General features: G+C 71.1%; 19 protein-coding genes and 2 tRNA genes. 18 read left to right on the top strand and 3 right to left on the bottom strand.

Annotation, left to right across the window (positions count from 1 at the left end; translation table 11 throughout):
* Window positions 1–123 precede the first annotated feature (123 nt).
* Window positions 124–1,296, bottom strand: coding sequence for a glycosyltransferase (locus ACFWBN_RS20055; protein WP_385178212.1), 1,173 nt, complete (start codon window positions 1,294–1,296; stop codon window positions 124–126).
* Window positions 1,293–4,172 (bottom strand): CDP-glycerol glycerophosphotransferase family protein, encoded by a 2,880-nt coding sequence (locus ACFWBN_RS20050; protein WP_385178211.1) that lies wholly within the window; start codon window positions 4,170–4,172, stop codon window positions 1,293–1,295. Before ACFWBN_RS20050 ends, ACFWBN_RS20055 begins: the two co-directional genes overlap by 4 nt.
* Window positions 4,173–4,339: 167 nt before the next feature.
* Here ACFWBN_RS20050 and ACFWBN_RS20045 point away from each other — a divergent pair, with 167 nt between their 5' ends.
* The 7 genes from ACFWBN_RS20045 to ACFWBN_RS20015 all read left to right on the top strand — a co-directional run bounded on the left by ACFWBN_RS20045 (window position 4,340) and on the right by ACFWBN_RS20015 (window position 10,815).
* Entirely contained in the window at window positions 4,340–5,335 is a 996-nt protein-coding gene (locus ACFWBN_RS20045) for a glycosyltransferase family 2 protein (protein ID WP_385178210.1), read from the top strand.
* Entirely contained in the window at window positions 5,332–5,763 is a 432-nt protein-coding gene (locus ACFWBN_RS20040; protein WP_385178209.1) for a GtrA family protein, read from the top strand. The genes ACFWBN_RS20045 and ACFWBN_RS20040 overlap by 4 nt, the downstream gene beginning before the upstream one ends.
* A gap of 76 nt (window positions 5,764–5,839) precedes the next feature.
* A complete protein-coding gene (gene proB, locus ACFWBN_RS20035) occupies window positions 5,840–6,967 on the top strand; it encodes a glutamate 5-kinase (protein ID WP_385178208.1) in 1,128 nt (375 codons plus the stop codon).
* An 84-nt stretch (window positions 6,968–7,051) separates the two neighbouring features.
* Window positions 7,052–7,468: a hypothetical protein gene (locus tag ACFWBN_RS20030; protein ID WP_385178221.1), complete on the top strand. Its 417-nt coding sequence runs from the start codon at window positions 7,052–7,054 to the stop codon at window positions 7,466–7,468.
* 219 nt (window positions 7,469–7,687) lie between these two features.
* On the top strand, window positions 7,688–8,965 hold the full coding sequence (locus tag ACFWBN_RS20025) for a glutamate-5-semialdehyde dehydrogenase (protein ID WP_385178207.1): 1,278 nt from the start codon (window positions 7,688–7,690) through the stop codon (window positions 8,963–8,965).
* A gap of 77 nt (window positions 8,966–9,042) precedes the next feature.
* A complete protein-coding gene (locus ACFWBN_RS20020; protein WP_385178206.1) occupies window positions 9,043–9,597 on the top strand; it encodes a hypothetical protein in 555 nt (184 codons plus the stop codon).
* A gap of 69 nt (window positions 9,598–9,666) precedes the next feature.
* Window positions 9,667–10,815, top strand: a complete 1,149-nt coding sequence (locus tag ACFWBN_RS20015; RefSeq protein ID WP_385178205.1) for a hypothetical protein — start codon at window positions 9,667–9,669, stop codon at window positions 10,813–10,815.
* On the opposite strand, the gene ACFWBN_RS20010 is transcribed toward ACFWBN_RS20015, so the two are convergent.
* On the bottom strand, window positions 10,799–11,893 hold the full coding sequence (locus ACFWBN_RS20010; protein WP_385178204.1) for a M48 family metallopeptidase: 1,095 nt from the start codon (window positions 11,891–11,893) through the stop codon (window positions 10,799–10,801). The genes ACFWBN_RS20015 and ACFWBN_RS20010 overlap by 17 nt on opposite strands.
* Window positions 11,894–12,032: 139 nt before the next feature.
* On the opposite strand from ACFWBN_RS20010, the gene ACFWBN_RS20005 reads away from it, so the two are divergent.
* From ACFWBN_RS20005 to ACFWBN_RS19955, 11 genes are all read left to right on the top strand, one after another.
* On the top strand, window positions 12,033–12,200 hold the full coding sequence (locus ACFWBN_RS20005) for a hypothetical protein (protein WP_382646447.1): 168 nt from the start codon (window positions 12,033–12,035) through the stop codon (window positions 12,198–12,200).
* A 51-nt stretch (window positions 12,201–12,251) separates the two neighbouring features.
* Window positions 12,252–12,869 carry a nicotinate-nucleotide adenylyltransferase gene (gene nadD / locus ACFWBN_RS20000; RefSeq protein ID WP_385178203.1) on the top strand — a complete coding sequence of 206 codons (618 nt, stop codon included), beginning with the start codon at window positions 12,252–12,254 and terminating at the stop codon, window positions 12,867–12,869.
* Window positions 12,870–12,893: 24 nt separating this feature from the next.
* Window positions 12,894–14,564 carry an LCP family protein gene (locus ACFWBN_RS19995; RefSeq protein ID WP_385178202.1) on the top strand — a complete coding sequence of 557 codons (1,671 nt, stop codon included), beginning with the start codon at window positions 12,894–12,896 and terminating at the stop codon, window positions 14,562–14,564.
* A gap of 131 nt (window positions 14,565–14,695) precedes the next feature.
* Window positions 14,696–15,142 (top strand): ribosome silencing factor, encoded by a 447-nt coding sequence (gene rsfS / locus ACFWBN_RS19990; RefSeq protein WP_385178201.1) that lies wholly within the window; start codon window positions 14,696–14,698, stop codon window positions 15,140–15,142.
* Window positions 15,139–15,795: a histidine phosphatase family protein gene (locus ACFWBN_RS19985; RefSeq protein ID WP_385178220.1), complete on the top strand. Its 657-nt coding sequence runs from the start codon at window positions 15,139–15,141 to the stop codon at window positions 15,793–15,795. The genes rsfS and ACFWBN_RS19985 overlap by 4 nt, the downstream gene beginning before the upstream one ends.
* Before the next feature lie 123 nt (window positions 15,796–15,918).
* A tRNA-Ala gene (locus ACFWBN_RS19980) sits at window positions 15,919–15,991 on the top strand.
* Between the two features lie 143 nt (window positions 15,992–16,134).
* Window positions 16,135–16,368 (top strand): hypothetical protein, encoded by a 234-nt coding sequence (locus ACFWBN_RS19975; protein WP_008738908.1) that lies wholly within the window; start codon window positions 16,135–16,137, stop codon window positions 16,366–16,368.
* 149 nt (window positions 16,369–16,517) lie between these two features.
* Window positions 16,518–16,590, top strand: a tRNA-Ala gene (locus ACFWBN_RS19970).
* A 257-nt stretch (window positions 16,591–16,847) separates the two neighbouring features.
* Window positions 16,848–19,718, top strand: coding sequence for a leucine--tRNA ligase (leuS, locus tag ACFWBN_RS19965; RefSeq protein ID WP_385178200.1), 2,871 nt, complete (start codon window positions 16,848–16,850; stop codon window positions 19,716–19,718).
* 127 nt (window positions 19,719–19,845) lie between these two features.
* A complete protein-coding gene (locus tag ACFWBN_RS19960) occupies window positions 19,846–20,592 on the top strand; it encodes a hypothetical protein (protein WP_385178199.1) in 747 nt (248 codons plus the stop codon).
* Window positions 20,593–20,810: 218 nt separating this feature from the next.
* Window positions 20,811–21,656, top strand: coding sequence for a DegV family protein (locus ACFWBN_RS19955; RefSeq protein WP_385178198.1), 846 nt, complete (start codon window positions 20,811–20,813; stop codon window positions 21,654–21,656).
* Window positions 21,657–21,731: the final 75 nt, after the last annotated feature.

Here is a 21,731-nt window from a genome sequence, read left to right as displayed (position 1 = left end):
GCCCGCCGGGACGCGAACAAGGAGGCCCACCGGGCCTGCCCTTACCCGGATCCCGTACGAAGGACGCCCCCCCCCCCGGATCATCCGGGGCGGGCGGCTTCGTACGTACGGGATTCCGGGCGGTCAGCGCTCCAGGAAGGAGAACAGTCGCTCCCACCGGTCGGTGATCTCGGCGCTGGAGAACCGCTGCACCGACCGGAAGGCGGTGTCGCCGAGCCGGTCCCGCAGCTCACGGTCCGACATGAGGGCGTCCAGGTGCCCGGCGAGCTCCATCGTGTTGCCCAGCCGGGCCAGCAGCCCGTCCTCGCCGTGCGTCACGATCTCCCGTACGCCCGGCGCGCAGTCGAAGGCGGCCACCGGCACGCCCGCCGCCATCGCCTCGAGGAGCGTGATCGGGAACCCCTCGGCCCGGGAGGCCTGAGCGAAGACCGAGGCCCCGCGCAGCGCGCCCAGAACGTCGCCGGTGCTGCCCATCCACTCCACGGAGTCGTCCAGCCCCAGCGAGGTGCAGTGCGCCCGCAGCGACGCCTCCTCCAGGCCCGCCCCGTAGATCCGCAGGACCCAGTCGGGGTGGTGCGGGACCGCGTCCGCCCAGGCGTCGAGCAGCAGGTCGACGCCCTTCTCGAAGGCGAGGCGACCGACGCTCGCCACGACCTTCTCGGTGCGCGGGGCGGGGGAGTCCGGCATGAAGGGCAGCGGGTTCGGCATGCTCCCGACGTTCTCCATGCCCGCCCGGATCCACAGGTCCGCGTCCTCGGCGGTCAGCACCAGCAGCCGGTCGACCTCGGAGTAGTGGCGGCGGACCCGATCGCCGCGGGTGGACTTCTGGCTGGCCTCGAAGGACTCGTGGCTCATGCCGATGACGCTGAGCCCCTTGGTGTCGGCGAGCGCCACCCACTCCATCGCCCAGACCTGGGTGACGATCACCACGCCGCCCGGGCGGGCGGCGCGCAGCAGCTCGCTCAGCGTCTCCGCCTTGGCGCGCATCGCGGCCCGCCGGGCCGCCTGGCGGCGCCGCTCGGGCGCGTTCAGCCGGCCCTTGATGCCGCGCAGCCGGCGGGCCGCCGGCGGGTGGGCGTCGTAGAGGGTGGTCACGTCGTACGGCAGGTCCTGCGGCAGCTGCTGCCGGATCTCGTCGGCGACCGGGGCGATGCCGACGATGTGCACCCGGTGCCCGCGCTCGGTGAACAGCCGGGCCATCTGGTGCGACCAGGTGGTCACGCCGCCGAGCTCGTCGACGTTGTTGGAGACGATGAAGATGTCACGGCCGCCCGGGGTGGCGGTCTGCTGGCTCACTTGCCGCTCCTGGTGAAGAACTTCTCGACGATCTGGCGGGCCGCGTCCCCGCGGTCGTACTCGCCGAACTCGGCGAGGAACCGCTGGCGGGCCTCCGCGTACTTGGCGTCCGCCTCCTCGAAGGCGGAGACCGCCTGGAGCAGCTCGTCCGCCGTGGCCACCACCGGGCCCGGGGCCTTCTCCTTCAGGTCGAAGTAGGTGCCGCGGATGTCGGTGGCGTACTTGTCGTAGTCGTACGCGAAGAACAGCATCGGCCGGTCCATGACCGCGTAGTCGAACATCACGGACGAGTAGTCGGTGATCAGTCCGTCGGCGAGGGCCAGCAGCGGGGTGATGTCGTGGTGCCGGGACACGTCGATGACGCGGCCCTCGACCGACGGCGGCAGCGAGACGCTGTTGAGGTAGTGGGTCCGCACCAGCAGCGTGAAGCGGTCGCCGAGCCGGTCCGCGAACTCCTCCACGTCGAAGGGGAAGGTGAAGCCCTCGACCGAGCCGTCCGCGCCGGCCCGGAAGGTCGGCGCGTAGAGCAGCACCTTCTTCTCCGGGTCGATGCCGAGCTCGGCCGCCAGCGGGCCGCGGACCCGCTCGCCGCTCTGGGACTCGCTCCGGTGGGCCTCGACCAGGGCGTCGTTGCGCGGGTAGCCCGTGCGCAGCAGCACCTCGTCGCGCAGCCTGAAGCCCTTGGCGAGGGTCCGGGTGTCGTGCTCGGAGCGGATCAGGAAGTGGTCGAAGCGGTCGACGGCAGCCTGGAAGCGGTCCTGGCCCGCGCGGCCCTGCGCCTTGGTGCGGGGCTCGTGGAAGCCCATCCGCTTGAGCGCCGAGCCGTGCCAGGTCTGGATGTACGTGGTCCCCGGGCGCTTGGCGAGGGCCAGCGGGAAGCCCTGGTTGTCGACCCAGAACTCGGCCTGGGCGAGCGCGCGCAGGTAGGCCCAGCCCCAGCGCCGCACCAGGGTGGCCTCCTTCGGGAAGCCGGTGGGCTTGGCGCCCGCGTACGACCAGATCGCCTCGAAGGGCACGCCCTGGCGCACCATCTCCTCGTAGATCGCCTTCGGGCTGTCGCTGTACTGCTTGCCCATGTGGCTCTCGAAGACGACCGTGCCCTTCTTGACCGGCAGCTTCGAGAAGACCTCGTGGTAGATCTTCACCTTCTGCTCGCCGGAGCCCATGTTCCTGCGGGCCCGCAGGGCCTTGCGCAGGCCCCGCTTGACCACGTTGGCCGTCTTGCCCTGTATGGCGTTGTTGAGCAGGCTCTGGGTGCGGACGGCGGCGGGCCCCTCGGCGGTCAGGACGTAGGAGAGGTTGCCCTTCTTGGTCATCTCCGGCTCGAAGCGGTCGGAGACGAGGCGGGTCAGCCGGGGCCGCACGCGCAGCCGGGCCGCCGACTCCAGGTCGACACCGCCGACCGATACGCGGGTGGTCACCCGGTCGCCGCCGGCGGTCAGCTTCAGCCGGACGTCCCAGACGGCGTCGATGATGCCGAGCGGGCGGACGGTCGAGGCGATGTCGGCCGTACCGGTCCACTCGATCGTGTCACCGGCGTGGCGCACGGTTGCCACCGGGAAGCTGAACGAGCGCACGCCGATCTGCCGGCGGGCCCGGAACTCCAGGGAGGCCTTCAGCTCCGCGTCGGCCGGGATCCGGCCGAGCGGATTGACGACGGCGCCGGACAGCGTGACGGTGCCGCGCCCGTCGTCCTCGTAGGAGGTGAGGCGGTTGCCGAGCTGGAGGGAGCCGAGCGGGGTGGTGTGGAAGCCCTGCTCCGTGACGTCCAGTATCCGGCGGGCCTCGGCGCCGTCCGGGCCGTCGATGTGCCGCGCGCACCAGTAGACGCGGCCGTCGCGCTCCGCGAGCGGAGAGGAGAGCCGGCCCTTGTTGGTCATCGCGTCGGCGGCCGGGAGCAGGTTGTCCCAGTCCTCCTTGCCGAGGAGGTAGGCGCAGATCGCCTGGAGGTACGTGACGTTCTCGTACGCGGCCGGATCGATCCCGGCGAGGTAGCCGTTGGCGAGGCGGGCGAATTCCTGGCGGTACTCGTCGCTCAGCAGCGGCAGGTCGCGCAGGTGCAGCACCAGGTCGTGCTTGAGGAACTTGGCGTCCTTCGCGGACTTGATGTCCGTGTGGCCCTTGGCGGCGAGCAGCTGGTCGACGCGGCGGTGGATCTCCATCCGGTGGACGAAGTTCGCGATCTCGTGGCGCCGGTTGCTGATCGACTTCGACGCGGCCTTCTCGATCACGTTCCAGAAGTAGACGTGGTTCGGGATCAGCGTGATGCGGCGGGCGGCGACGTACGCCTGCGCGGAGAACAGCAGGTCCTCGTAGTGGATCCCGACCGGGAACTCCAGGCCCTGCTCCAGCAGGAACGCGCGCCGGTAGCACTTGTTCGTGGAGAGGGTGTCGTAGACCAGCAGGTCGGGGAACTCGGTGATCGACTCCAGAGTGCGCGTGCGCGAGTAGATCCACGGGTACCACTCGGTGGTCTTGCCCCACCGGTTGTCGAGGTGCACGCGCACGCACATGCCCGAAACCAGGTCGGAGCCGGTGCGCTCGGCGGCGTCCAGCATGTTCCGGCAGGCGTTGCGCTCCAGCACGTCGTCGCTGTCCAGGAACATGACGTAGGTGCCGGTGGCCTGCTGGATGCCGTGGTTGCGGGGGGCACCGCAGCCGCCGCTGTTCTCCGGCAGCCGGAACGCGCGCACTCTCCCCGGGTGCGCGGCCTCCAGTTCCTGGGCGACCGCGTACGAGCGGTCCTTGCTGCAGTCGTCGACGATCACGACCTCGACCCCGTGCAGGGTCTGGTCCAAAACCGACTGGACTGCTGTCGACAGACGCTCTGCGTCGTTGTAGACGATGACGACCACGGAGACGTCAGGCACGTGCACCTCGATCCCTTCGCTTCATTCCGCTTATCTCGCTCAACCCGTCAAAGCTACCGTGTGCCGCACTCGACTCAGGCAGGCCGACCGTCGGCGTGCATACTTCTAAGGAAGAGGTGAGTGGCGGGTCCGGTCCCCGATAATCACCCGTTCGGACCCAGCAGGAAGTGTTCATGACGAAGCTGTCCGTAGTTGTCCCTTGCTACAACGAAGAAGCCGTCATCGACAGCTTCGACGTGGAGATCCGCAGGGTTCTGGACGCCCTCCCCGTCGAGTACGAGGTCTGCTACGTCGACGACGGGAGCCGCGACGGCACCCTCGGCAAGCTCCGCAAGATCGCCTCGAAGCACGGCGAGCGGACGCGGTACGTGTCCTTCAGCCGCAACTTCGGCAAGGAGGCCGGCATGCTCGCGGGCCTCCGCGAGGCCACCGGCGACGCCGTGGTGATCATGGACGCGGACCTCCAGCACCCGCCGGAGCTCATCGCGACCATGCTCGACTACCACCGGCAGGGCCACGACCAGATCATCGCCCGCCGCACGCGCGAGGGCGACAAGAAGGTCCGCTCCGCGCTCAGCCGCCTCTACTACCGCGGCGTGAACCGCTGGGTCGACGTCGAACTCACCGACGGGGTCGGCGACTTCCGCCTCCTGTCGCGCCCGGCCGTGGACGCGCTGCTGTCGCTGCCGGAGTACAACCGCTTCTCCAAGGGCCTGTTCTCCTGGATCGGCTTCGACACCGTCCACTTCGACTACCGCAACGCCCAGCGCGAGGCCGGCGAGACGAAGTGGAAGTTCGCCTCGCTGCTGAACTACGCCATGGACGGCCTGATCTCCTTCAACAACCGGCCGCTGCGCATCGGGATCTGGCTCGGCGTGTCGCTGGTCGCCCTGACCGGCCTGTACGCCCTGTGGATCACGATCGAGGCGATGACCAACGGCGTCGAGTCGCCCGGCTACGTCACCATCGTGGCGCTGATCGCCGGCATCGGCGGCGTTCAGATGATCATGCTGGGCCTGATCGGCGAGTACATCGGCCGCATCTACTACGAGACCAAGCGCCGGCCGCACTTCCTGGTGAAGGAAGCACACGGCGCGGACGCCCTCCCGGAGACGGCGCGGACCGAGCGGCCGGCGGACGCGACGATCGTGGAGCGCAGCGCGCGATGAGCCGTAGAGAACAGCTGGGCCAGATCTTCCGCTTCGCCCTCGTGGGCGGCGTCAACACCGCCACCTTCTTCGGCATCTACCTGCTCCTGCACCCGTGGATGCCGTACTTCGCCGCCTACTCGCTCGCCTTCGTACTGGCGATGGTCGGCTCCTTCTTCATGAACACCTACTTCACCTACCGGACCCGGCCGACCTGGAAGAAGTTCCTCCTCTTCCCGCTGACGAACGTCACGAACTACGTGATCCAGTCGGTCGGCCTCTACGCGCTGGTGACCTGGGCCGGGATGGACACCACGATCGCCCCGCTGGTCGCGGCGGTCGTGGCCATCCCCTTCACCTTCCTGCTCTCGCGCAAGATCCTCGTCCCCCGCGCCGCCGCCCGGGCCGAGGAGCCGCAGCCCGCGGAGGCGGGGTCGTCCAGGGGCTGAAACCCCCGGGCGGCCGCCGCGGCCCACCCCGTAGATTGAGACGGCAGGCATTCCGGCAAGGGGCAAGGGGTAAGACGTGTCAGCGGCTAGGCAAGGTGTCGTGGACGCCCGCAGGATCGTGGTCAAGGTCGGCTCCTCCTCCCTGACGACCGCGGCCGGCGGCCTCGACGCCGACCGGGTGGACGCGCTGGTCGACGTCCTGGCCAAGGCCCGCAGCGGCGGGGAGAAGGAGATCGTCCTCGTCTCCAGCGGAGCCATCGCCGCCGGGCTGTCCCCCCTGGGCCTGCGCCGCCGCCCCAAGGACCTGGCCCGCCAGCAGGCCGCCGCCAGCGTCGGCCAGGGACTGCTCGTCGCCCGCTACACCGCCTCCTTCGCCCGGTACGGCGTCCGCGTCGGCCAGGTGCTGCTCACCACCGACGACACCAGCCGCCGCGCCCACTACCGCAACGCGTACCGCACCCTGGACCAGCTCCTCGCCATGGGCGCGCTGCCCGTCGTGAACGAGAACGACACCGTCGCCACCGACGAGATCCGCTTCGGCGACAACGACCGCCTGGCCGCCCTGGTCGCCCACCTCGTCCGCGCGGACCTCCTCGTCCTCCTCTCCGACGTGGACGGCCTCTACGACGGCGACCCCTCGCAGCCCGGCACCACCCGCATCGACGAGGTCCGCGGCCCCCAGGACATCGCGCACGTCTCCATCGGCAGCGCGGGCAAGGCGGGCGTGGGCACCGGCGGCATGGTCACCAAGGTCGAGGCGGCGCGGATCGCGGCCGCCGCCGGGATCCCGGTGGTGCTCACCTCCGCGAGCCAGGCCGCCGACGCGCTGGCCGGGCGCGCCACCGGCACGCACTTCCACGCGACGGGCCGCCGCTCGGCGGACCGGCTGCTGTGGCTCCAGCACGCCTCCACCCCCCAGGGGCACCTCGTACTCGACGACGGCGCGGTACGCGCGGTCACCGAGCGCGGCAGCTCGCTCCTCGCGGCGGGCATCGCGGCGGTCGAGGGCGAGTTCACGGCGGGCGACCCGGTGGAACTGCGCGACACCTCGGGACGGGCGGTGGCGCGCGGCCTGGTCAACTTCGACGCCAAGGAACTGCCGCAGCTCCTCGGCCGCTCCACCCGCGAGCTTGCCCGGGAACTCGGACCCGCGTACGAGCGCGAGGTCATCCACCGTGACGATCTGGTCCTGCTCCAGGGCTGAGGTTCGGTAAAACCGCCGCGCGGCGGGCCGGGGACTGGTCAACTGTGAGGGGCGGGCGACACGCGTAGCGGAGACAGGAGGCGGCTGGTGAGACGAGCGCTGACCAGCGTCGGTCCGGGGGACGGTGACGGTGGCGGTGGCGGAGACGAGCGGGACGAGACCTCCCGCCTCTGGCACGTGACCCTGAGCGTCTCCGGCAAGCCGGCGCCGTTGTCCGATGTCCGGCGGGGGCTGGAGCAGCTGGCCCACGACCACCCCTTCCTGCTGACCAGCCGGTACGCCGACGACCACGCGGAGATCCGCTACTGGGAGGAGGCCCGCGACCTCCACGACGCGGCGGCCGTCGCCCTGCGCCTCTGGGGCGAACACCGCTCCTCGGCGCAGCTCCCGCCGTGGGAGATCGTCGGCCTGGAGGTCATCGACCGCGCCACCTACCACCAACGCGTGGCGGAAGGCTACGGCCCACCCCCGGCCCACCCGGTGGGGGTCCACCCGTACTGACGAGTCGAATAGCCCCGCCACCCCCAGCCCCTCCGGCGTTTGAGGAGCGGGGTCTGGGGCGGAGCCCCAGGTCTTTGAGGGGGGTCCGGGGCACAGCCCCAGGGAACGGTGGAAGGGCGGGGCGGGGAGAAGGCCCCGCGCAGCGGCAGGCCCGCAGGGGCCGTCTCGCGGGGTGAAACCCCATCGGGCGGGGCACGCCCGGGGACTACCCTGGGCGGCATGACCTCGCTCGATGCCGCCACCTCGCCCGTCCTCGCCACCGCACACCGCGCCCGCACCGCGGCCGCCGCCATCGCCCCTCTCCCGCGGTCCGCAAAGGACACCGCGCTGCTGGCGATCGCGGACGCGTTGGAGGCCCGTACGGCCGAGATCATCGAGGCCAACGCCACCGACACCGACAAGGCCCGGGCCGCCGGCACCAGTGAGACGGTCATCGACCGCCTCACCCTCACCCCCCAGCGGGTCGCCGCCATCGCCTCCGACGTCCGGGACGTCGCCGCCCTCCCCGACCCCGTCGGCGAGGTCGTCCGCGGCAACACCCTCCCCAACGGCATCGACATCCGGCAGATCCGCGTCCCGCTCGGCGTCGTCGGCATCATCTACGAGGCCCGCCCCAACGTCACCGTCGACGCCGCCGCCCTCTGCCTCAAGTCCGGCAACGCGGTCCTGCTCCGCGGCAGCTCCTCCGCCTACGCCTCCAACACCGCGCTCGTCGCCATCCTCCGCGACGCCATCACCGAGGCCGACCTCCCCGCCGACGCGATCCAGCTCGTCCCCGGCGAGTCCCGCGACTCCGTCCGCGAGCTGATGCGCGCCCGCGGCCTCGTCGACGTGCTCATCCCGCGCGGCGGCGCCTCCCTCATCAAGACCGTGGTCGAGGAGTCGACCGTTCCGGTCATCGAGACCGGTACCGGCAACTGCCACGTCTACGTCGACGCCCAGGCCGACCTGGACATGGCCGTGGCCATCCTCATCAACTCCAAGGCCCAGCGGCCCTCCGTCTGCAACTCCGCCGAGACGCTCCTCGTCCACCGCGACATCGCCGACGCCTTCCTGCCGCGCGCCCTCGACGCCCTCGCCGACGCCGGCGTGACCGTCCACGGCGACGCCCGGGTCCTGGCCGCCGCCGAGGGCACCAAGGCCACCACCCTGCCCGCCACCGACGAGGACTGGGCCGCCGAGTACCTCTCCTACGACATCGCCGCCGGTGTCGTGGACTCCCTCGACGAGGCCGTCGCCCACATCCGCCGCTGGACCTCCGGCCACACCGAGGCGATCGTCACCACCTCCCAGGCCGCCGCCCGCCGCTTCACCCAGCTGGTCGACTCGACCACCGTCGCCGTGAATGCGTCCACCCGGTTCACCGACGGTGGTCAGTTCGGCTTCGGCGCCGAGATCGGCATCTCCACGCAGAAGCTGCACGCCCGGGGCCCGATGGGCCTTCCCGAGCTGACCTCCACCAAGTACATCGTCACCGGCGACGGTCACGTTCGGTAGTCGGGCACCGAACGCGGTGTGGCCGGATTTCGGCTCACACCCTGCCCAAAGCAGCCCCCCAGGTCTACGCTGGTCCTGTGCCGGACGACGTGGGGGGCAAGCCGTTCCCGGACGACGGGGAGCCCGACGACGACCGCGGAGGCGCGGACAAGGACTTCGCCTCCGTGGTGTTCGACGAGGACTTCGTCCGGAACGCCGAGATCCATGAACCGAGCGCCGCCGAGCGCCAGCGTGCGGCCGACCGGGCACGCGCCGAGGCCGAAGCCGCCCGCGCCGTCGCCGGCGGCTGGACCGGCGACGACGACTACGACAGCTACGGATACGGCCACCCCGACGGGTACGGCCCCGACGACCACGGCTGGGACCACGACCGCGGCTACGGCTACGCCGACGGCCCGTACGGGGCCTACGGCGGCAGCCTGCGCCCCTACCGCGGCCGCTCGCCCTGGCTGCGTCCCGTCGCCTGGGTGCTCGCCTTCGTGATGGGCCTCGGCATGGTCGCGCTCGCCTTCAGCGCCGTCTACCGCAGCGCCGCGGGCGAGGCCGACCCCGCCCCCGCGCCCGCCAGCACCCCCCTGCGGGAAGTCACCGGCGTCGGCGCGTTTACGTACCCCTCCGGCCGCCAACCCTGAAGGTAACGACCCCACTCGCATACGCCGGAGCTGGGGGCTTCTCTGAAGCGGGGACAGCGGGGAGAAGCGATGGCCGTGCCAGGAGATCCACCCAACGGCACCCCCGAGGGCATCGGAGGGGGCGACGACGAGTTCCGCGCGGAGGAGCTCCGGTCGGTGGTGTTCGACGAGGACTTCGTCCGGGCTGCCCGGCTCCAGGAGTACTCCGCGCAGGAGCGCATGGGCGAGCACGCCCGGGCCGTACGCAGCCGGTCCATCTGGTCGTCCGGAGGCGGATCGCCCTCCCGCACCGGCACCCCCGGCCGCGGTGCCCGCCAGGGCATGCTGCTCGTGCTGCTCATCGCCACGGCCTTCGCCGCCGCCGTCTACATGGGGCTGCGCAACCCGTACGTCCCCCCGCCGGGCGGCCCCGCCCGGCCCCTCGCCGCCACCGTCGTCCCGCTCGCCCCGGCCGCCGCCGTGCCCGGTGGGCGGCCCGCCGATCTGTACGCGACGAGCCCCGCCGCCGACTTCCGCGTCGGGGCGGCCGGGATCGCCCTCCCCGCCGTGCGCCGCACGCACCACTTCACCGACGGCCAGGTCGTCACCGCGCTGTCCATCGCCAAGGACTACCTGGTGCAGTCCTCGCTGGACCCCGACGTGCTGTCCGGGACCGCCTCCCGGCCCGTGCGGGTGCTGCTCGACCCCGACCAGCTGGCGCAGTTCGACCGCAGCATGAGCGCCCCCGTCGGCGACGGCGCGCACGCCGCCACCGGCTGGCTGGTCCGCTTCGACCCGGGCACCGCCGTCCTGGCCGACTCCCGGGTCCGGGTGAGCGGCATCCTCGCCTTCGAGGAGGTCGCCCCGGACGTGCTGGAGGTGACCACCGACCACACCTTCGTGTACGCGGTACGCCCGGCCACCGGAGCCCCCGCCGCGGCCGACGGGGCCTCGCTCTTCACCGTCCGCCGTGAGCTGCGGCTGCGCTTCGACCGGGAGGACCTCGCCGCCCGGCGGGCGGAGCTGGCCTCGGCCTATGTGATGGCGGGGCCGCAGGACTGCTCCACCGACCCGGCCGGAGCCTTCCGCCCGGTCCTGGCCGGAGCAGGCCCGACCACGGTGGGACCGGCCGCGAGCGACCCGTACGCCACTGGCCACCCGCGGCGCACAGCAGGGCTGTGCGGCGTGCTGGCCCAGCCCGCGACCCCGACGGCGACCCCGGTCAGCCCTGCCCCGTAGCCCCGCCCCCGTCCTTGCCCTCGGCGCCCGCGCCGCCGCCCGCGGCGGGCCCCGATCCGGCACCGGTGAACTTGTCGCGGAGCTTGCCGCCCATGTCGGCCGCGCCGCCCGCGATGTCGCCGACGAGCTTGAACAGCGGGTCCTTGCTGGTGCGCACCGAATCGGCGTAGTGCGCGGCGGACTGCCGGAAGGAGTCGGTCACCGAGGCGTCCTTGTCCTCGTCCCGCCGCGGATAGTGGCCGTCCATGATCCGCTGGAACTCGCGGTTCTCCGACCACTTCTTCAGCTCGGCCGCCCGCACCGTGGTGAAGGGGTGCGTCCGCGGCAGCATGTTCATGATCTTCAGCACGGAGTCGCGCAGATCGCCGCTCGACTCGTACTCCTCGGCCTGGGCCAGGAAGGCGTCCACATTCATCTCGTGGATGTGGTTGCCGCCCGCGAGCTTCATCAGTCCGCGCATCGACGCCTGGAGGTCCTGCCCCACCAGCAGCCCGGCCCGGTCCGCCGACAGCTCCGACTTGCGGAACCACTCCCGCAGCGCCGTCACGATCGCCATGATCGCCACATTGCCCAGCGGGATCCACGCCACCTTCAGCGCCAGGTTCGTCAGGAACAGCAGGATCGTGCGGTACACCGAGTGCCCCGACAGCGCGTGGCCCACCTCGTGGCCCACGACCGCCCGCATCTCCTCCTCGTCGAGCAGCTCGACCAGGGCCGTGGTCACCACGATGATCGGCTCGTCCAGGCCGATGCACATGGCATTGGGCTTCGGGTCCTGCTGCACGTACATCTGGGGGACCTTCTCCAGGTCCAGGATGTAGCAGGCGTCGCGGAGCATCGCGTACAGGTGCGGGAACTGCGTCTCGCCCACCCGGACGGAGTCCGACAGGAACAGCAGCCGCAGGCTGCGCTCCGGAAGCAGCCCGCTCAGGGCCTTGAACACGGTGTCGAAGCCGCTCAGCTTGCGCAGCGCGACCAGCGCCGAGCGGTCCGCCGGATGCTCGTACGCCCGCGAGGAAATGCCGGGGAACCGCCTGCGGTCCCGCGCCGGCGTCTTCTCGAACCCTGTCTCCGTCATAGCGCCCTCCCCTGGATCGACCTGACTGCTCTGCGTCTATCCTCTCCAACGCCTGAGTCGGCGCGAGCGTGCCCCAGGCCCCCGCATACGATGTGAGCGAAGTCTCCGCCCGCTCCCCGACTCGATAGGTATCTGCCTGATGAGCCTCTCCTCCACCGCCCACAACCTGGTCGTCCTCGCCTCGGAGGGGGCCGAGCAGCACGGCGGCAACCACGACAGCCTCAACCCGTACCTGACCGGCGGCGGCGCGCTCTTCATCCTCTGCCTGATGCTCTGGATCACCACGCGCCTGAACCGTGACCGCTAGGCCCCGTCCGCCAGCAGTGCACGCGCGACCGGGCCAGTAGGCTCTGCGCTCATGGGAGAGCAGGAGATGCCTACCGGCCCGGTCAAGCGCCGGCTCGGTGTGATGGGCGGGACATTCGACCCGATCCACCACGGACACCTGGTGGCCGCCAGCGAGGTCGCCGCCCTTTTCCACCTCGACGAGGTGGTCTTCGTGCCGACCGGCGAGCCGTGGCAGAAGTCGCAGCGGGCCGTGTCGCCCGCCGAGGACCGCTACCTGATGACGGTCATCGCCACGGCCTCGAACCCGCAGTTCTCGGTCAGCCGCATCGACATCGACCGCGGCGGGCCGACGTACACGATCGACACCCTGCGGGACCTCAAAGCGCTGAACGACGACGCCGACCTGTTCTTCATCACCGGTGCCGACGCTCTCGCACAGATCCTGACCTGGCGAAACGCCGACGAGCTCTTCTCGCTCGCCCATTTCGTCGGAGTCACCCGGCCGGGCCATGTGCTCACCGACGACGGCCTGCCCGAGGGCGGGGTGTCCCTGGTCGAGGTACCCGCGCTGGCGATTTCCTCCACGGACTGCCGCGTACGGGTCGCCGAGGGGGATCCTGTCTGGTACTTGGTGCCGGACGGCGTGGTGCGCTACATCGACAAGCGTGAGCTGTACCGGGGAGCCTGAGCTTCCGGAGAGAGGGGCCCCGCGGTGAACGACCGACAGGAGCCGTACGACCCGTACGATCCGCACGCAGCCCGCGAGCAGCAGCTCATCGGCTACGACGCGTACGGGCGGCCGGTGTACGGCCAGGTGCCCACCCAGTCCGCCCCGCAGTACGAGCAGCCGTACCAGCCGCCGCAGCAGCAGTACGGCTACGAGCAGCAACAGCAGACGTACGGCCGGCAGCAGTACTACGCGCCGCAGCCGCCCGCCCAGGAGTACGGGCAGCAGGAGTACGCCCAGCCGCCCTCCTACGGGTACGACACGCAGCAGACGCAGCAGTGGATCCCGCAGCAGACCGCCCCGGAGCCGCAGGCCGAGCCGCAGCGCGCGCCGCAGCCCGAGCGGCAGCAGCCGCAGCCGCCCGGGGCGCACGTCCCCGAGCCGCGCCAGGCACCCGACTACCACACCGAGCAGTTCTCCTTCATCGAAGAGCCGGACGAGGACTCCGAGGACGTCATCGACTGGCTCAAGTTCACCGAGAGCCGGACCGAGCGCCGCGAGGAGGCCCGCCGCCGCGGCCGCAACCGCGTGGTCGCGCTGATCGTCGTCCTCGCCCTGTTCGTCGTCGGCGGCCTCGGCTACCTCTGGTACGCGGGCAAGCTGCCCTTCCTCGACGGTCCGGGGGAGAAGAAGAGCGCCGCCGCCGACGCCGGGGCGCAGAAGCGGGACATGATCGTCGTCCACCTGCACAACACCAAGAAGGGCGGCACCTCCTCGGCGCTGCTCGTCGACAACGTCACCGCGAAGCAGGGCGCCACCGTCCTGCTGCCCAACACGCTCGGCGTCCCCGGCCCGGACGGCACCAACACCGGCCTCGGCAAGGCGGTCGAGGAGGGCGGCCTCGGCACCCGCGAGTCCCTCGACTCGGTGCTCGGCACCCGCATCGGCGGCACCTGGCGGCTGGACACCCCCTTCCTGGAGAACCTGGTCGAGCTGGTCGGCGGCATCGAGGTCGACACCGACGTGGCGGTCCCGGCCGACGACGCGGCCAAGGCCCCGGCCGTCGCCCAGGGCCAGAAGCAGAGCCTGAGCGGCGCGATGGCCGTCGCCTACGCCACGTACAAGGGCCAGGGCGAACCGGAGGCCAAGCAGCTGGACCGCATGGGCAAGGTGCTCTACGCCGTCCTGCGCAAGGTGCCGAGCGACCCGAAGGCGGCCGCCGTCACGGTCGAGAGCATGGGCCAGATCCTCGACCCGGCCCTGAACGCGCAGACCCTCGGCGCCCTGCTGTCCCGCCTCGGCGCGCACGCCAAGGTGGGCGCGTACCGCACCGACGTCCTCGCGGTGAAGCCGGACGGGACGCTGACGGACGACGCCACCAAGAAGGTCGTCAAGGAGGTCCTCGGCGGCTCGGTCGCGGCGGCGCAGCCCGGCGCCACCCCGCGCGTCGGCCTCAAGGACGCCACCGGCGACGAGAAGACGCAGGTCGCGGCGAAGGCGGCGCTGCTGAACGGCGGCTACACCTTCGTGGAGGGCGGCAAGGCCGACAAGACCGCCGCCACCTCGCAGATCACGTACCAGGACGACGCGCAGCGGGACCGGGCGATCGAGGTCGCCAAGACGCTGGGGCTGCCGGAGACGGTCGTGAAGAAGGGCGAGAACGCGGTGAACGCCGACGTCGTGGTGACCCTGGGCAAGGACTACAAGCCGTCCTGACCCCGGCCCCGGCCCGGCCACGTCCCGGCCCTGGAAGGCACTGTCGCCCGCGCGGATCGTTCCGCGCGGGCGGTGTCGGCGGTACATGAGACCCTTGTAAGGATCTGCCCGCCAACCCGAAAGCATGGCCAGTGACCGCCACGGACCGCTCCATCGAGCTCATCACCACCGCTGCCCAGGCAGCGGCCGACCGGCTCGCGCACGACATCATCGCGTACGACGTCAGCGACGTGCTGTCGATCACCGACGCCTTCCTGCTCGCCTCGGCGCCCAACGACCGCCAGGTCAAGTCGATCGTGGACGAGATCGAGGAGCAGCTCCTCAAGAAGCTCGGCGCCAAGCCGGTGCGCCGCGAGGGCGACCGCGACGCCCGCTGGATCCTGCTCGACTACGTCGACATCGTCGTCCACGTCCAGCACAGCGAGGAGCGCGTCTTCTACGCGCTGGAGCGCCTGTGGAAGGACTGCCCCGAGATCGAGCTGCCCGAGGACGCCAAGCTCACCATCGGCAAGGCCGAGGAGCACGCCAAGCTGCGCGAGGCGGCGGGCGACGACGACCTGGACGGTGATCTGTTCTGAGCACGACCACCACGGGCAAGCCCGGCAGGAAGATCGTTCTCTGGCGCCACGGCCAGACCTCGTGGAACCTGGAGCGCCGCTTCCAGGGCTCCACGGACATCGAGCTGACCGAGGCCGGTGTGGCGCAGGCGCGCCGCTCGGCGCGGCTGCTCGCCTCGCTGAGGCCGGACGCCATCGTGGCCTCCGACCTCCGGCGCGCCTCCGACACGGCCGCCGAGCTGGCCGCCGTCACGGGGCTGCCCGTGGCGCACGACGCGTCGCTGCGCGAGACGTACGCCGGCGAGTGGCAGGGCCTCACGCACGACGAGATCCTCGCGAAGTACGGCGAGCAGTACGCGGCGTGGAAGCGCGGCGAGCCGGTCCGCCGGGGTGGCGGCGAGCTGGAGACCGAGGTCGCCGACCGCGCCGCGCCGGTGGTGCTGGAGCACGCCGACCGGCTGCCGGAGGGCGGCACGCTCGTCGTGGTCAGCCACGGCGGCACCATCCGTACGACCATCGGCCGCCTGCTGGGCCTGGAGGCGTACTACTGGGAGGGCCTGGGCGGGCTCTCCAACTGCTGCTGGTCCGTCCTCGGCGAGGGCGCTCGCGGCTGGCGTCTGATGGAGCACAACGCCGGCACGCTGCCGGAACCGGTGCTCGGCGACGACGACTGAGCGGCTCCCGACCGCTCCCCGCCGGGGCTGCCACCCGGATTTCACTTTCCGGCTGGTCACAGGCTAGAGTTCTTCTTGTTCGCAGCGCAGAACACCGGAGACGGGGGGAGTGCGGCGGAGAGCGGGGCTATAGCTCAGTTGGTAGAGCGCCTGCATGGCATGCAGGAGGTCAGGAGTTCAATTCTCCTTAGCTCCACAATCAGGATCCCGTCCCCAACAGGGGGCGGGATCCTTGCTTTTACACCCTTTGCGTTTGCTGACCGGGCCCGCACCGGCATGGCAGAATCGGACGGCCGGAGGGGGAGACGACGGCCCGATGCGGGAGGGAGTCGCTGACGGATGGGTGCACACCGGCGCCGGTGCGACTGGTGCAACAACGGCACGCCGATCGTGCGGGACATGGACCCGGTCAACCCCGACTACCAGTACTGGTGCGAGGAATGCGCGCGGGCGCTGATCATAAAAGGCGACCCGATCGAGACGTACCGCGAGCTGGAGGGGGAGCCGATCTACGGCCGGCTGCTCGACGAGCACTGCACGCTCAAGCGGTTCTATCAGTTCGCGAGAGCGTGACGGCGTGACGAGATGGGTCAAAACGGGCATGGCTCGGGGCTGACGGAAACCGATTTTTGGACCAGGGCCATGACCGTGTAATGTTTGGGACGTCGCCAAGGGGAACCGGCAAGGGGAACCGAAGCGGCGAGCAAGACCAGGCAAGACAAGGGGCTATAGCTCAGTTGGTAGAGCGCCTGCATGGCATGCAGGAGGTCAGGAGTTCAATTCTCCTTAGCTCCACAGTGAAGAAGCGGGCCACCCGGATCGGGTGGCCCGCTTCTCGTTGTGCTCGCCCTTCGGAACGGCTGAGCGTCCGCGGGGGCCGCTGCGGTACCCTGACGCCATGCGTGCCGTACGCCTTCTGCTTACCGAGCCGCGCTGATCAGTGCCGACCCTTCGAGATGGTCGGCATCGGCGCGGCGTCCCCTCCTGTGCGAGGGGTTTTTTCGTTTGGGCAGGCAGAGACGGCAGAGACGATCGATGGAGCTTCAGAAATCATGAGCGAGACGAACACCCCGGCCCCCGAGGCGGCCGAGGGGCACCGTTACACGGCTGCCATGGCCGCCGACATCGAGGCACGCTGGCAGGACGTATGGGACGCGCAGGGCACCTACGAGGCCCCGAACCCGACCGGTGACCTGGCCGGGGACCCCGCGGTCGTCGCACGGCCCAAGAAGTTCATCATGGACATGTTCCCGTACCCGTCCGGCGCGGGGCTGCACGTCGGCCACCCGCTCGGGTACATCGCCACCGATGTCTTCGCCCGCCACCAGCGGATGACCGGACACAACGTCCTGCACACCCTGGGCTTCGACGCCTTCGGCCTGCCGGCCGAGCAGTACGCCGTGCAGACCGGCACGCACCCGCGCGTGTCCACCGAGGCGAACATCGAGAACATGAAGGTCCAGCTGCGCCGGCTGGGCCTGGGCCACGACAAGCGCCGCTCGTTCGCGACGATCGACCCGGACTACTACAAGTGGACCCAGTGGATCTTCCTGCAGATCTACAACTCCTGGTACGACGCGGACGCGAAGAAGGCCCGGCCCATCGCCGAGCTGGTCGCCGCCTTCGAGAACGGCTCCCGCGAGGTCCCCGGCGGCCGCTCCTGGGCCGGTCTGACCGCGGGCGAGCGGGCCGGCGTACTGAACGAGTACCGGCTGGCGTACGCCTCGGACGCGCCCGTGAACTGGTGCCCCGGGCTGGGCACCGTACTGGCCAACGAGGAGGTCACCGCGGACGGCCGGTCCGAGCGCGGCAACTTCCCGGTCTTCAAGTCGCGGCTGAGCCAGTGGAACATGCGGATCACCGCGTACGCGGACCGCCTGCTGGACGACCTGGACGAGCTGGACTGGCCCGAGGCCATCAAGCTGCAGCAGCGCAACTGGATCGGCCGCAGCGAGGGCGCGCGCGTCGACTTCGCGCTGGGCGACGAGGCCATCACCGTCTTCACCACCCGCCCCGACACCCTGTTCGGCGCGACCTACATGGTCCTGGCGCCCGAGCACCCGCTGGTCGAGAAGTTCATCCCGGCCGCCTGGCCCGAGGGCACCCACGACGTGTGGACCGGCGGGCACGCCACCCCGGCCGAGGCCGTCGCGGCGTACCGCGCCTTCTCCGGCGCCAAGTCGGACGTCGAGCGGCAGGCCGACGCCAAGGAGAAGACCGGCGTCTTCACCGGTGAGTACGCGATCAACCCCGTCAGCGGCGAGAAGGTCCCGGTCTTCATCGCCGACTACGTGCTGATGGGCTACGGCACCGGCGCGATCATGGCGGTCCCGGCGCACGACGGCCGCGACTTCGAGTTCGCGCGCGCCTTCGAGCTGCCGATGCGCTGCGTCGTCCAGCCGTCGGACGAGCGCGGCACCGACCCGTCGACGTGGGACGACGCCTTCGTCTCGTACGAGGCCAAGCTGGTCAACTCCTCGAACGACGGCATCTCGCTGGACGGCCTGGGCGTCGTCGAGGCCAAGGCCGCGATCACCGACTGGCTGTCCGAGCGCGGCATCGGCGAGGGCACGGTCAACTTCCGTCTGCGCGACTGGCTGTTCAGCCGGCAGCGCTACTGGGGCGAGCCCTTCCCGATCGTCTACGACGAGGACGGCGTCGCGCACCCGCTGCCCGAGTCGATGCTGCCGCTGGAGCTGCCGGAGGTCGAGGACTACTCGCCGCGCACCTTCGAGCCGGACGACGCCAGCTCGAAGCCGGAGACCCCGCTGTCCCGCAACGAGGCGTGGGTCGACGTCGAGCTGGACCTGGGCGACGGCGCGGGCGTCAAGCGCTACCGCCGCGAGACCAACACCATGCCCAACTGGGCCGGTTCCTGCTGGTACGAGCTGCGCTACCTGGACCCGAACAACGCCTCGGCGCTGGTCGACCCGGCGATCGAGCAGTACTGGATGGGGCCGCGCGAGGGCGCGCCGCACGGCGGTGTCGACCTGTACGTGGGCGGCGCCGAGCACGCGGTGCTGCACCTGCTGTACGCGCGCTTCTGGTCCAAGGTGCTGTTCGACCTGGGCCACGTGTCCTCGGCCGAGCCGTTCCACAAGCTGTTCAACCAGGGCATGATCCAGGCGTACGCCTACACCGACGAGCGCGGTGTGTACGTGCCGGCGGCCGAGGTCGAGGAGCGCGACGGCGGCTACTTCCACCAGGGGCAGCAGGTCAAGCGCGAGCACGGCAAGATGGGCAAGTCCCTGAAGAACGCCGTCACGCCGGACGAGATCTGCGAGGAGTACGGCGCGGACACCCTGCGCCTGTACGAGATGGCGATGGGCCCGCTGGACGTCTCGCGTCCGTGGGACACGCGTGCCGTGGTCGGCCAGTACCGGCTGCTGCAGCGGCTGTGGCGCAACATCGTCGACGAGGAGACGGGCGCCGTCACCGTCGTCGACGGCGAGCCGGGCGAAGACACCCTGCGCGCGCTGCACAAGGCCATCGACGGGGCCGGCGGGGACATGACGGGGCTGCGGTTCAACACCGCCATCGCCAAGATCACCGAGCTGAACAACTTCCTGACCAAGGCCGGCCGCCCGCTGGAGCGCTCGGTCGCCGAGCGGCTGGTCCTGCTGGTCGCACCGCTGGCCCCGCACATCGCGGAGGAGCTGTGGCACCGCCTGGGCCACAGCGAGTCGGTCGTCCACCAGGACTTCCCGATCGCGGACCCGGCGTACGTCGTGGACGAGAGCGTGACGTGCGTGGTGCAGGTCAAGGGCAAGGTCAAGGCGCGGCTGGAGGTGTCGCCGACGATCTCGGAGGCGGAGCTGGAGCAGCTGGCGGTGACCGATGAGGGTGTCGTCGCGGCGCTGGGCGGCGCGGAGATCCGCAAGGTGATCGTGCGCGCGCCGAAGCTGGTGAACATCGTCATCTGAGGTCGCCCCCTATAGGGGAGATCCCGTACGGGCAGGTTGGGGGTTCGAATGGAACCCCTGACCTGCCCGTGGCGTTTACGGTGGAGGGGACGGACAAAGAGCTGCGGGGACTGGGGAAGGGACACTCATGGAGGCCGCGTTGATCATCTTCGCGCTGATGGTGCTTTTCACCTTCGTGGGCCTGGGCGTGTTCGTGACCGTCAAGGTGGTGAAGGCGGCCAAGCGCGGAGTCGACCGGACGATCACGCAGGCCCGCCGGACGGTGGAGGACACCACGCTGAGGGCGAAGAGCCTCGGGCAGGTCGGGGTCGCGGGGGCGCTGGCGCAGCTGCGGCTGGACCTGCGGACCTCGATGCGGGCCACGCAGCAGGCGCTGTACGACGGGGTCCGGGTGGATGCCTCGCTGAAGGAGTCCATCGGGCTGTTCGAGCGGCTGAGCGCGCACGGGCACGAGCTGGACGACGAGCTGAAGCGGCTGGAGCAGGAGCCGGACCGCAAGCGGATCGCCGACGGCCTGCCCGACCTGCGCGAGCGGGCGGCCAAGATCACGCAGGCGGCGGACTCGCTGCGCTGGGCCGCGCGCGACCGCGCCCGCCGGTTCGCGGCCGACGACCTGTCCACGCTGTCGGCCCAGATCGAGGTCGAGTCGGGCGCGCTGCGGGACTGGTCGCGTTCCTCGGTGGACGACCTGACGGCGGCGGCCGAGGCGTGGGACGCCGCACAGGCGGCGGGTCAGACTCCGGCACCGGGAGGTTGGGAGCCGCAGCCGCAGCCGCAGCCGCAGCCGCAGCCGCAGCCCGCAGCTCTGAACCCGGCTGCTCCGGCGACCCCGTACCCGTGGCAGAAGACGCGGCGGCCGGAGAGCACGACGTGATGTACGGCCTCGCCGCTGATAGCCTCGCCGGCGTTTGAGGCGCGGGGGTACGGGGGCGGAGCCCGCGACGGGGGGCTGGGGGCGGAGCCGCAAGTTTCGGGAAGGGGCGGGGTGGGGGAGGCTCCGCGCAGCGGCAGCCCACACCGGCCGGGCCGCCGAAAGCCCCGACAAGGGGCCCAGGCTGCCGGAGCACCCCCACTGGCGGTAACCTCCGCCTCATGTCCCGCCATGTCGCCATCGTCACCGATTCCACGGCCTACCTGCCCCCACCGGCCATGGCGCGGCACGGAATCACCTCCGTCCCGCTGACCGTCGTACTCGGCGGCGAGGCACTGGAGGAGGGCACCGAGATCTCGGCGCGCAGCCTGGCCCTGGCCCTGCAGAAGCGCCGGTCGGTCACCACCTCGCGCCCCAGCCCGGAGGAGTTCGTACGGGCCTACCAGGCGGCCGTGGACGCCGGTGCGACCGGCATCGTGAGCCTGCACCTGTCCGCGGAGTTCTCCGGGACCTACGACGCCGCCGTGGTCGCCGCCAGGACCGCACCCGTACCCGTCCGCGTCGTGGACACGGGCATGGTCGCGATGGCCCTCGGCTTCTGCGCGCTGGCCGCCGCCGAGGTCGCCGAGGCGGGCGGTTCCGTCGACGAGGCGGTGGCCGCCGCCGAGAAGCGGGCCGCGGACATGTCCGCGTACTTCTACGTCGACACCCTCGACTACCTCCGCCGCGGCGGCCGGATCGGGGCCGCCCAGGCCCTGCTCGGATCCGCCCTGGCCGTGAAGCCGCTGCTCACGCTGGAGGGCGGGCGGATCGAGATGCTGGAGAAGGTGCGTACGGCCTCCAAGGCCATCGCCCGCCTGGAGGAGCTGGCCGTCGAGCGCGCCGGGTCGGGCAGCGTCGACGTGGCGGTGCACCACCTGGCGGCCCCGGAGCGGGCCGAGAAGCTCGCCCAGCGGCTGCGGGAGCGCATCCCCGGGATGGTCGAGCTGCACGTCAGCGAGGTGGGCGCGGTGATCGGCGCGCACACCGGGCCGGGGCTGCTGGCGGCGGTGGTCTCGCCCCGCTGATCACCGGAACGGGTGGCCCGGTTATCCACAACGGGTGTGTCGTCCACCGGAATTGAGGGCTCCGAACGGCGGTCG

Source organism: Streptomyces sp. NPDC059989, from assembly GCF_042736975.1.
In the GTDB taxonomy this organism is placed as follows: Bacteria; Actinomycetota; Actinomycetes; order Streptomycetales; family Streptomycetaceae; genus Streptomyces.
This window is presented reverse-complemented; position numbering and strand designations above follow the sequence as displayed.